The 12,183-nt window shown below is 33.5% G+C and carries 8 protein-coding genes and 1 other annotated feature; of the genes, 6 read left to right on the top strand and 2 right to left on the bottom strand.

The window, feature by feature from the left end; genetic code table 11:
- Window positions 1-391, top strand: a 391-nt coding sequence (locus BUA73_RS03805) for a UPF0236 family transposase-like protein (protein WP_178139216.1), incomplete at its 5' end; no start/stop codon positions are given.
- 330 nt (window positions 392-721) lie between these two features.
- The gene (locus BUA73_RS03800; protein WP_072902518.1) at window positions 722-2,023 is read left to right on the top strand and encodes an O-antigen ligase family protein; all 1,302 of its coding nucleotides are present in this window, start codon (window positions 722-724) and stop codon (window positions 2,021-2,023) included.
- 88 nt (window positions 2,024-2,111) lie between these two features.
- On the opposite strand, the gene BUA73_RS03795 is transcribed toward BUA73_RS03800, so the two are convergent.
- Together BUA73_RS03795 and BUA73_RS03790 are read right to left on the bottom strand one after the other, a co-directional pair.
- On the bottom strand, window positions 2,112-3,884 hold the full coding sequence (locus tag BUA73_RS03795; RefSeq protein WP_242942321.1) for an ABC transporter ATP-binding protein: 1,773 nt from the start codon (window positions 3,882-3,884) through the stop codon (window positions 2,112-2,114).
- A 20-nt stretch (window positions 3,885-3,904) separates the two neighbouring features.
- Complete coding sequence (locus tag BUA73_RS03790) at window positions 3,905-5,611, bottom strand: ABC transporter ATP-binding protein (protein ID WP_242942320.1); 1,707 nt, start codon at window positions 5,609-5,611, stop codon at window positions 3,905-3,907.
- A 358-nt stretch (window positions 5,612-5,969) separates the two neighbouring features.
- Window positions 5,970-6,215 (top strand) — a binding site (T-box leader).
- 47 nt (window positions 6,216-6,262) lie between these two features.
- On the opposite strand from BUA73_RS03790, the gene argS reads away from it, so the two are divergent.
- From argS to BUA73_RS03770, 4 genes are all read left to right on the top strand, one after another.
- Window positions 6,263-7,954 (top strand): arginine--tRNA ligase, encoded by a 1,692-nt coding sequence (gene argS / locus BUA73_RS03785; RefSeq protein WP_072902516.1) that lies wholly within the window; start codon window positions 6,263-6,265, stop codon window positions 7,952-7,954.
- Window positions 7,955-8,089: 135 nt separating this feature from the next.
- Complete coding sequence (locus tag BUA73_RS03780; protein ID WP_072902515.1) at window positions 8,090-8,887, top strand: ribonuclease H-like domain-containing protein; 798 nt, start codon at window positions 8,090-8,092, stop codon at window positions 8,885-8,887.
- A 91-nt stretch (window positions 8,888-8,978) separates the two neighbouring features.
- Window positions 8,979-9,614, top strand: coding sequence for a ribonuclease H-like domain-containing protein (locus tag BUA73_RS03775; RefSeq protein ID WP_242942319.1), 636 nt, complete (start codon window positions 8,979-8,981; stop codon window positions 9,612-9,614).
- A gap of 115 nt (window positions 9,615-9,729) precedes the next feature.
- Entirely contained in the window at window positions 9,730-12,177 is a 2,448-nt protein-coding gene (locus tag BUA73_RS03770) for a hypothetical protein (protein WP_072902513.1), read from the top strand.
- Window positions 12,178-12,183 lie beyond the last annotated feature (6 nt).

Genomic DNA, 12,183 nt, shown 5'->3' with positions numbered 1-12,183 from the left:
AAAGAAAGAGCTAAAGCTTGGAATAAGCTATGAAGGCTGGAAGAAGAGAAATGGTAGTAAGGAAGCTTATGTAGTTGAAAATAAATTAGTTTGGGCTAGTTTTGAGAGTAGTAAAAAATTTAAGGAGCTTGGTGATGCAAGCATTGCTGAAGTTTATAATGTGGATGAAATAGAGACAAGAATTTTAAACGGAGATGGTGCACTGTGGATAAGGCAGAGTTTGGAAGAAGAAGGTGTACATTTTCAACTAGATCCATTTCATAGAAGTCAGGCTATAATAAGAGCTATTCCAGACAAAAAAGAAGCTCATAAATTAATAAAAATATTGAATGTAGGAAAAGTAGAAGAAAGCTTTGAATATATAACAAATTTGATGATTAAGTATACTTAGGAGTATAATAAAATCTATCAGAAGATTATAATAAATTTGTAAACACTATTGACATGGAATATTATCCCATAGTATAATGCTCTCATGGTAATGGACACTAGTAGTGAAAGGGATGAACGTTCTTTCAAGAAAAGCATTAAAAAATTAGCAAAAATAATAATAATCCACTAAGCCTGAAATAATAGATAAGAAATATTAATGAGTTTATATAAATATCACATAGAATTGTAGATTTGAAAATAACTATAAACCGGGTTTAACGTATTTTTACATATATATTATTATCCAATTATTTGCGCAAAAGTCAGATTAACAATCCAGGAGGAACCTATGTTTTCCATAAATATGAAACAAGTTAAATTTAATAGACTTATTGATTATTTAATGCTATTCTCCATATGCTTGTGGATGATTATGCCTCTTATATATGGAGCTCTTACATCTGTGGATCATTTTGACTACATTAACGTATTCGGCAAAGTCCAATATCAGCTTGGTTATATAGCTTTATCTTTAGCTCTGACGAAGTTTTTAGTGAAGTACAGAGAAGACAGAAACTTTTTGAATTCAAAGACCATATTAGAAAATTTGCAGGTTTTTATCCCTATCTTTCTTTTGATATGGAGTTTTGTATCAGCTTTAAATGCTAGTGACTATGAGATAAGCTTTAATGGCAACGCATACCGTCTAGAAGGATTTTTGAGGTACATTTCCTACTTAGGCTTTTTCTTTTTAGGGCATTTCAGCAAAAACAAAAAGCATATAAAGCTTTTTATGTGTGTTTTCTTGTTTTCTGGACTAGTGTTGTCCTCCGTAACTTTCTTTAAGTTTATAGAAAATGAGAAATTGAGGTCTTTTCAAGCTCAAGTTACATCTGTGTTTTTTAATGCCAACCATTATGGTTATTATCTTACTATGGTGATAATTTGTGCTGCTGGCATGGCTCTATTAGACAAAAATAGCTCTATAGAGAAAATATACTGCCTTGTAACCTTTATTATCTCTTCAGTGGCTTTAATAATAAACAACACTTTTGGCTCTTATCTTGCTGTTTTCTTTGGCTTGATCTTTCTTATCATAGCTTTTAGAATCTGCAAGAGAAATGTGCTAAAGAAGTCCATATACTTGTTAATGGTATTCATGGCCGTAAGCCTTTTATTTAATTTTAAGTACAAGGTTTTAAGGGAAAATGTTTCACAGACCACCAGTGAAGTGAAAAATATATCTAAAGGGGTAAAAGGTCATACTTCTGGCATGTATAGGTGGATTTTGTGGAAAGATGCAGTAAAGTTTACTTTTGAAAGGCCAATTTTAGGTTACGGTCCAGATAGTTTGGAAGAAGCCTATCTTAGGGAAAACAATAAAATATCCGATAGGCCTCACAATACCTTCCTTCAGATTTCTGCTAGTTTGGGCATACCGGCTTTATTGATGTATATTGCTATGCTAACCATAATATATGTGAAGAGTCTCAAAATACGTTGTGAGATACGCAGTGATAGCCTTGTAGCTATCTGTGTAACTGTGGCGTATCTTATGTCATCGTTTTTTGGAAACAGTATGTACTACACATCACCTTACTATATAATATTTTTAGGGCTGTGTAGTAGAGTAGTTAAAGAAGAAAGTTAAGTATAGAAGAATAAAGCCCGTCAATCATATTTATATGTATATGATTTGGCGGGCTTTATAACTTTAAATATTGCTTTTCATTGCCTTTTTATTGATTGTATTGAAGAGAGTGTAGATTGTAGTATAATCCCTTTTTCTCTATGAGCTCTTCGTGGGTTCCCATTTCTTTTAAAACACCTTTGTGCAATACTATTATCTTATCTGCACTTTGAATAGTAGACAATCTGTGGGCAACTACTATGGTGGTTCTATCTTGTGTTACTTTTGCTATGGCATCTTGGATTAAAGATTCTGTCTCTGTATCTATGTTGGCGGTGGCTTCATCTAGTATTAAAACAGAAGGATCGAAGATCAAGGCTCTAGCAAAGGATAAAAGCTGTCTTTCCCCAGCAGAGAAGGTTGCACCTCTTTCTTTTACCTCGTGGTCAAAGGTTCCAGGTAGCTTTTCTATAAATTTAGTAGCGTTTACGTAATCGCATACTTGTTTAATTTTGTCCATGGTAAGTTCTTTGTTGTTTAACCTTATGTTGTCCTTAAGTTTACCAGAGAAAAGGAATACATCCTGAAGTACTGTGGCGATTTGTTTTCTAAGATCTTCTTTTTTTATGTTGTTTATATCTATTCCATCTACTAGGATTTGGCCTTTTTCAATTTCATATAGACCGGTTATAAGGCTTATAATTGTGGTTTTTCCAGAACCAGTGGCTCCAACAAAAGCTGCCATTTCTCCAGGTTCTATTTTAAAGGATACATCCTTTAAAACCCAGTCCTTATCGTATCTAAACCAAACATTTTTAAATTCAATACTGCCTTTAAGTTTTGGAAGGGAAATAGGGTTTGCAATTTCATTTGTTGTAATCTCTATATCTAAAAGTCCAAAGATTCTTTCGGCGGAGGTCATAGCAGCCTGCAAGATATTTAATTTTTCGCTTAAGTCAAATATAGGATCGTAAAAGTCTTGAATATACTTTATAAAAGCGAAAAGCACACCGAATTCTATTACCCCGCTTAGCATATTGTTTGCACCTACCCAAATGAGTATGGTAAGGGTTATGTTGTATATTAAGTTCATTCCAGGTCTAAAGATTGAGAACACAAGAAGTTCACCCATGCTGGCTTTTTTATGTTCTTCATTGGTTTTGTAGAACTCATTGTAGATATCTTTTTCCTTGTGGAAAATTTGTATGGTTTTCATTCCCATGATGTTTTCATTTAAGGAGATGTTGATTTTTGAGAGTTTTTCCTTTACCTTTCTATTGGCATTTCTCGATGTTATTCTGAAGAAGAATGTACAGACAATGACAATAGGCAAAGTGGAAAAACAAACTACTGCCAATTTAAAGTTCAGCATAAACATAGCAGAAGCAGTGAAGAATAAAAGCGATACGTCCTTTAAAAAAGTTACAATTACACTTGTAAAAAGTTCGTTTATGTTTTCCATGTCGTTGGTAACTCTAGTGACGATTTTTCCCACAGGGTTTTTGTCATAAAAACTAAGGGGTAGCTTTTGAAGGTGCTGGAATAAATCCATTCTAAGCTTGAATATTATTTTTTGACCCATATAATTTAAAAAATAGGTTTGTCCGTAATTTGCAAGAAATCCAACAAAGAGAGCAGCAAAGAGAAGTATACTTATAAGGACTACTCCATTTTTATCTCCGGCCATTATGTGATCGTCTATAGCCAATTTCATCAAAAATGGTTTGCTAACGTCGCAAAGAGAAGACACAATAATTAAAATCACGCACAAAACCATTATTAATACATAGGGTTTTGTGTATTTCATAAGTCGTTTTAAAAGTTTCCAGTCCTTTTTTCCACCGGATTTTGAATTAAAATCATCCTTTAAAATTTCACTCACATTGATCACCAGCCTTTCACTTATAGTTCGGGTTCACAAGGGGTATTGTGCGGGGAAGATTCCTGCATGTCATATAATTCCTTGTACAATCCGTTGTTTTCTAGCAGCTCCTGGTGGGTTCCGTGTTCTACTATGGAGCCGTCATCTAAAACTATTATTTCATTTGCATTTTTAATAGAAGATATTCTGTGAGATATAATAATGGATGTGCGGTTGCTTGTTTCTTCATTTAAATACTTAAGAATTTTTTCCTCTGTGTTGGTGTCCACAGCAGATAGACAGTCATCGAAGATAAGAATATTAGGCTTTTTAACAAGAGCTCTAGATATTGAAATTCTCTGCTTTTGTCCTCCTGAAAGGTTTACGCCCCTCTCGCCAAGAGATGTTTGGTAACCCTTAGGAAATGATAAAATCTCACTGTGTACTTGAGACATGATGGCCGCTTTTTCAACTTCTTCGTAGCTAAGGTTGCTATCTGAAAAGGCGATGTTTTTCTCAATACTTCTGGAGAAAAGGAAATTATCCTGGGGTACAAAACCTATATTTTTTCTTAAAACCCCAAGGGGAATATAGTTAATATCCATACCATCTAAAAATACCTTGCCATTTGGCACTTCATATAGGCGAAGCAAAAGGTTTACAAGAGTTGTTTTTCCAGAGCCAGTTTTACCAACTACGGCTAGGGTACTGCCAGCCTTTAAATCAATGTTTATGTTTTTTAGAGCTGGCACTGTGGTGTTCGTGTAGTAAAAGGTAAGATTATTGATCTTTATGTTTCCTTTTAATTTCTCGGATTCAAAACAGTCCTCTTTATCGTATATCTCTGGCTTTGTATTCAGTATTTCGTTTATTCTCTCCATGGAGGCAGTTCCTCTTTGGATAACGTTAACTACTTGTCCCACAGCCATCATTGGCCAAGTAAGTAGTCCTAGGTAAGTTATAAAAGAAACTAGATCTCCAAGGGTTATTGATTTGTCTATAACCATAAATCCACCGTATAAAATTGCAATTATGGAGCTTATGGCGGAGATAAACATGGTCATTGGTTGTGCAAGTGCCAATATCTTTATTAGATCCATGTTTTTTTCAACATTTTCTTCATTTAAATTCTTAAATTTCTCACATTCCCCTTCCTCTTGTACGAAGGATTTTACTATTCTGATACCGGAGATGTTTTCTTGAACGTTGTCTGTTATTTTTCCAAAGTATTTTTGAACGATTTTAAAACGTCTGTGTACTTTTTTTCCAAGGGTAAGAAAAATTATCGGTATAATCACCATAGGAAATATGGCTATTACAGTTAAAGAGGCATCAATGGTTAAGAACATGGTAATGGCTGTTAAAGAAACTAAGAAAATTGAATCCACCATCATGACGATACCGCCGCCAAAACACAGCTTTATAGCATTTATATCATTGGTGGCACAGGCCATTAAATCGCCGGTTTTGTGATTGTTGAAATAGTTCTGGCTTAGAGTTTCTAGGTGAGAAAACAGCTTGTTTCTAAGGTGGAATTCAAGCTTTCGGGCATTGCCGAAGATGAGCATACGCCATCCGTAGCGGCATAAGGATATAATCACGGCTCCTAGTAACATAATACCTAGAAGTATATACATTGATTTTGAGGTCAAGCTTCTATTTTCTAGAGAGTCTGTGATATAACCTAGAAGTTTAGGCATTACAAGCTGCACAGCATCAGCCACAAGGAGAATCATAATACCTGACACATAAGACCATTTGTGATCTTTAAGGAATCCTTTCAAGTGATAAAAAGTTTTCATGTTGAATTTGTATAATGATTGTGCTCACTATACATCCTCCTTTCTGATATAAAATTTTAGAAGTGATGTAAAAACAATGAACCAAAGCTGGTATTGTTTCCATATTTAATTTACAATAATTTAATTGTATAATATAAAAAATTTAAATTCAATAAAACTTGTTACAAAGTTATTACAAATTTAAAATATTCATAAAATTGATTAACTGTACTAAATAAAGCATAAAATACAAAATATAGATTTTCAAAATAAAATATATTGAAATTGTAAATTTGTTATAGTATAATAGCATTAATCTATTTTTATAAATCCTGTGAAGTGGAGAGTAATAATAATTTAAGTCTTAAGCGAGCAGAGTAGAGTGGGAGTCTGTAGAGTTATCTATTGTGAAAAGAGCCATGGAGGAGCCGCCCTAAAGGTTAAGTCTTAGTAAGGTGTGCCGCAGCCATGCGTTAAGATGTTGAGAGAATCAGATTTATATTTAAATATCTTTTTATTGATTTATTGTCTGATTAATTAGAGTGGTAACGCGATTTAACTCGTCTCTATGTTTAGAGGCGGGTTTTTTTATATTCAAAATTCAGGAGGAAAAAACATATGGACTATAAAAAAATAATTGCAGAAAATATAGGAAAATTAGTGGATACGGAAAGTGATAAAATTGAAGCGCTTATAGAAATTCCACCTCAATCCGATATGGGCGATTTTGCATTTCCTTGCTTCCAGTTTGCCAAGGTTTTGAGAAAATCACCTCAGATTATAGCGGGAGAGTTAAAAGATAAATTAGATATGAAAGAATTTGACACAATAGAAGCTGTGGGACCTTATCTAAATTTCTTTGTGAACAAAGGAGTTTTCTCCAGTGATTTAGTTCAAAAGGTATTAGAGGAAAAAGAGGATTACGGAAAAAATCAGCTGGGAGCTGGAAAAAACATAATCGTTGAATTCTCTTCACCAAATATCGCAAAGCCTTTCCATATTGGTCACTTGTTCAGTACTGCCATAGGAAACTCTCTGTATAGAATTTTAAGTGCACAGGGGTACAATTGTACTAGAATAAACCACCTTGGTGACTGGGGAACTCAGTTTGGAAAGCTAATATCTGCTTATGAGAGATGGATAGACTTAGAAGCTTTGGAGAAGGATCCTATCAGCGAGCTTTTAAGGATATACGTAAAATTCCATGAGGAAACTGAAAATGAACCAGCTCTTGAGGATGAAGCTAGATTGCACTTCAAAAATCTTGAGGATGGGGCTGAATACGAAACTAAACTTTGGAAGAAATTTAGAGAACTTAGCCTTGTGGAGTTTGAAAAGGTGTATAAGATGTTAGGTGTAGAATTTGACTCTTATAATGGAGAGAGTTTCTACGGAGATAAAATGCCAGCCATGGTAGAGCACCTTGAAAAAGCCGGCATACTTGCAGATAGTAACGGGGCTAAAGTGGTTATGCTAGATGAGTACAATATGCCTCCTTGCATCATCAAAAAATCCGATGGAGCTACCATATACGCTACTCGAGACCTTACAGCTGCAAAGTACAGAAAAGACACTTACGATTTCTACAAAAATATTTATGTGGTGGGAAAAGAGCAAAAGCTTCATTTTAGACAAATATTTAAGACTCTTGAACTAGCTGGATTTGATTGGGCACAGGGCTGTGTGCATGTACCTTTTGGTATGGTGGGCTTTGCCAATGAGAAGTTATCCACAAGAAAGGGCAAGGTTGTGTTACTTGAACAATTGCTTCAGGAGTCCGTGGATAAGGTTTCTAAAATAATTGAAGAAAAAAATCCTGACCTTGAAAACAAAGATGAAGTTTCAAAAGTAGTGGGCATAGGTGCCATGGTATTTATATACCTTAAAAATGGAAGGGAAAAGGATATCACCTTTGATTGGGAAGAAATATTGAGCTTTGATGGGGAGACAGGACCATACGTTCAGTACACCTACGCTCGTGCAAAGAGCATTTTGAGAAAACTTGTAGATGTATGCGGAGAGCCTAATTACGGTGAACTCACCATGAAAGAGGAGTTTGAACTTTGCAAGATACTGTCAAACTTTGAAAACAACATCGCCATAGCGGCAGATAGACTTGAACCTAGCGTTATATCACGATATGTTTTAGACGTGGCAAAAGCTTTCAATAAATTTTACAATAATATAAACATATCCAATACAGAGGATTTAGGTCTTAAGATGGCTAGAATAAAGTTAGTTGAATCTACGGCTATAGTTATTAAAAATGCTCTTTCATTGCTAGGTATAGGCGTTGTTGAGAAAATGTAGAGCTTCTACTCCCATGACGTTGTGTTGTGGGAGTATGTTTTTATTAAAATTAGCTTCTATGTAAAATAAAAGTGAAATAAGCCATGATATGATGTATAATATAAGTTATGACCTAATATAGCTTGGAGGAATACAATGTATAAAAGAGAGTACAAGGATACACTAGAAATACCAAAGGAAATATACACAAAATACAAGTTAAACAGCATACTGTTTTTCGATATAGAGACCACTGGCTTTAACAAGGTAAGTGACACTATTGTATTGGTATCTTTAGGGTATTACACAGATTACAATGAATTTTATATACAGCAGTTTTATGCCGAATATATTGAAGATGAGATAAATATCATAAAGGAGCTAGAAAAGTATTTGCCTGAATTTGAGACTTGGTGCTCCTACAATGGTATTGCCTTTGATGAACCTTATATTAAAACTAAAATGCAGATGTACAAAATGGACTTTAAGTGCCCAGAGAACCACTTTGACTTATACAGAAAAATAAAGCCTTACTACACACAGTTTGGACTTCATAGATGCAATTTAAAAACCATAGAAAAGTATTTGGGTATTGAAAGAAAGGATCAAATAGATGGAGGCTTTAGTGCACAGCTATACAAACAGTATCTTTACACAAACAACGACGACATAAGAGATACCATTATGCTTCACAACTACGAGGATGTTCTAAACTTGCCTCTTTTGTTTAAACTTATACATAAAATTGATACAGACCCATCTGTGATAAAGGAACCTAGCATTACTCCAAATCAGTTAAAATATATTAAGTCCTTGATGTACAAAAACAATATAAAACTAAAGAGCAACTTAAATATTATTTCAAAAAAAGCTGCTTCAAAGGCTATAGAAAGTATATTAAAGGGCAACAATAAAGGAGAAGACATCGATTTTATTATAAAAGATACATATTAATGCTTTGCGTAAGTATATGGCGGTGACGTTGGATAAATCTAATTTCAGGGCCATTTTACATTTAAATACGCAAAATTGTAGGAGGATTATGGTGATTACTGTAAGTAAAAGTATAAAAATTGGAGGGATAGACGAGGACCTTGGATTTAAATACAATGGAAAGGACAGTATTGAAAGATACTCAGTCTTTATGGATTTAGAACACTATATATACAAAGTTCCTTTGTGTATAGGAGTTTTTGGAGCCTGTGTGTATGATCATAATGAAGATATGGTGCACTTAACTCAGTATATGATTGAAAGTGAGGAAGATAAGATCCCCATCCTCAACTTAACTTATGAATATTTAAAGAAATTTAGCCAAGTAAAAAAATACATGGTTACCTTTTCTGGAAATAACGATTTTGGTGTCATTGAACATTTATTTAAAGAAAACAACATAGATTTTAATATACGTGAATCCTTTGTAGATGTAGATCTTCAAAGGGAATATGAGAAGATAAATAAAGTGGGTGTGGGGCTTAAGAATCTAGAAAAGGAACTGAATATAGAAAGAGAAGGGGAAGTTTTAACCGGGTTCCAATTGGCAAAGATAATAAGGGATATTGGCATAAAGGGGAAATCTTGCCCTAACAGCCTTTCTAGTCGAATTTTGTCGTATAATGAATATGATGTAGTGAATTTATTTAAAATTATAAAACATTGGACAAAAATAATGAATAAATAGTAAATAAAATTCGCCAAAATCAAAACATAATATGTAAAATAAATAATTACTATGCTATAATAACTATATATATATAATCTTTCAATAGTTTAGAATTGATAAGGAGGTAATGTAGTTGAAAAAAAGAAATTTGAAATTTGCCTTGTTGTTACAAGATGGAAAACCAGTTAGATCTCTTGAAGAGTTAAAAACGTACTATGATATAGATAAGATTTTAGCGTATTTTCAAAATGGACAATTAGAAAGATGGCTAGAACAAAATGAATACGATAGAGAATACCAGCTTATACAAAACCTTAAGAGGGATATAAAAAACTATATGGAAAAATCCATAGATGGCATACTTTTAGATGGAAAAGAACCGGAAAATTCTTTAAAAGCCCAAGCCAGGGAAGAAGTAAGAGAAACATGTATAAGCGAAGCAAATAATGAAATTAAGGTGGACTCGGAGTCAAAAGTAGAAGAAGTAGGTGCAATAAAAGAGCCAATGATGGTAAAGGAAGATACAGTTCAGTACAATCCGTCACAGCAGTTTTCTATAAACCCTGAAGCAACAGACTTAAAAGCACCAGACTTAAAAGATAAAATACAGAAAGAAGAGAAAACGTTATCTAGTATCTTTAGAAAGCCATCTAGAATAGATGACAGTGAGATATACGGCAATGCAATTTTAGACCATAAAGAAAGGTTTCCTTTCAAAAATAAGTTAGCAAAAAACGAAAATAATATAATAAACCAACCTAAGAGTTCTGAATTTGTATTCAATAAAAACAAAATTTCAAAGATAAGCGATGACGACTTTTTCAAGGACGATTTCTTTATGGATGATTCCTCCGATATAAAAGAGAGCAGCATAAGTGAATCTATGAAATCTTTGGACAATGAAATTAGGAAAACATCTCCTCAAGAAGAAAAAAAGAAAATTAATTTTGGCTTTGGCAACTTTAATAACAAAAAAGATAATGATCTAAATCCAAATCCAGGTACGGATTTAAATATACCAAGTATTAATATTGAGGATAGCCGAAAGCAATTGTTAGAATTAAAGAAAAAGAGTGTATTCTCAAAACTTAAGGCAGAAAAGACAGAGCAAAGCCTAGAAGAGATTGCAGCTTCCAAGGTTGAGGAAGAAAAATTACCAGTAAAGCCAGTGCCTGAAATTTACGAAAATAAAATAGAATCTAAAATAGAACCTAAAATTGAAACAAAAACTGAAAGTAAAGTAGAAAGCAAAAGTCCCGATAAAGTAGATTCTTCAGATATTGACATTGAAAAATTGATTGAAAAAATCAATCTGAATGTGGAAAAAAATGCAAGGTTAATGGAGGAAACAGATAGTAGAATTGGAGCTTACAACGAAGAGAAGATGACCATAGAGGTAAACCCAAAACTCAATGTTGCAAATCCTATATCTGAAAAGAAAGTAACCTTAGACAGCGGTTTAGGTGTGGACTTTGAAAAATTAAACAGTATAGAAAAAAAGAGAAATAGCAATGACATTGATGAGACAGTGAAATCCTATAAGGGCACTGTGTACAATCAAGAGGAATACGAAGGTTTGCTAAAAAGAAGAGTTAGCAGTAATACTAGGCTAAGAGTTGTAGTTTCCTTTAATGGTCTTAGGATATCTGAAACTAATAAAAATATAGAATATATCGGCATAAATAAGCCTACTGTGATCCTTATATCACAAGAAGTATTTAACTGCGATGAAAGTGAAATTTCTTTTTCTGGAGTGAGAATATCTGCTGAAAATTCCATCATGGTTATATGCAGCAAATTGGACAACTGTACCTTCGACAAAACAAAGATTAAAAAAGGTATCAGTGATATTATAGAAAAATACCCTTCAATAATGAAGGATATGAAAAAAACCAATGCCATAGTAAATTCGGGCGAATTTGGCATGGAAAATGAAATCACTATAGAGAAATATATTTCTAGGTTTTACGATGGACAATCAGGTGAATCTCAAGTTATGGCTACAGTTCAGTTAAAGGGACTTCGCATATTCACGGATCTATCCATGGGAGTTATAAGTACAGCTTTCTACGTTGATGATTTAGGTAAGATTCACGATATATCCGATATATTTAGCAATATGGAAAGTATTGATATATTCAAAAGGGATGTGGCAATTGGCATTGAATTCATGGCTCTTATAACTGATGAAACTGTAGAAGCCATTGAAAAAGAGCAAAATAAAAAATACCAAAGCACAATCCATGTTCTTCAGGATATCTTCAGCAAAGAAGAAATGTACTCCTACCTTGAATACGTCATGATTGCTCCAGTTAAGATATTCAAGCAAAATGAGATAGTAAATAGAATAGATCAAGCAAAGATAATTGAAATAATGAATATAGATACAGGAATACCGTACATTTATGACGTGTTTACTGGCCCTGAAGAAACAGTTAAGAAGGATATTATAGAATTTATTGAATCCGCAGAGAGAACAAAATCAAAGAACGGCATCCAATTTAAAGGTGTAAGCATTGAGTGTTTAGATTGTGATGAAGAAGAGGAAAACGACACAGTTTGCTATGAATTCAAAAATTAAATTTTT

The organism is Hathewaya proteolytica DSM 3090 (genome assembly GCF_900142225.1).
GTDB classification, from domain to species: Bacteria; Bacillota; Clostridia; order Clostridiales; family Clostridiaceae; genus Hathewaya; species Hathewaya proteolytica.
Note: the sequence above shows the minus strand (reverse complement) of the source record. Positions and strands in the feature narration are given on the sequence as shown.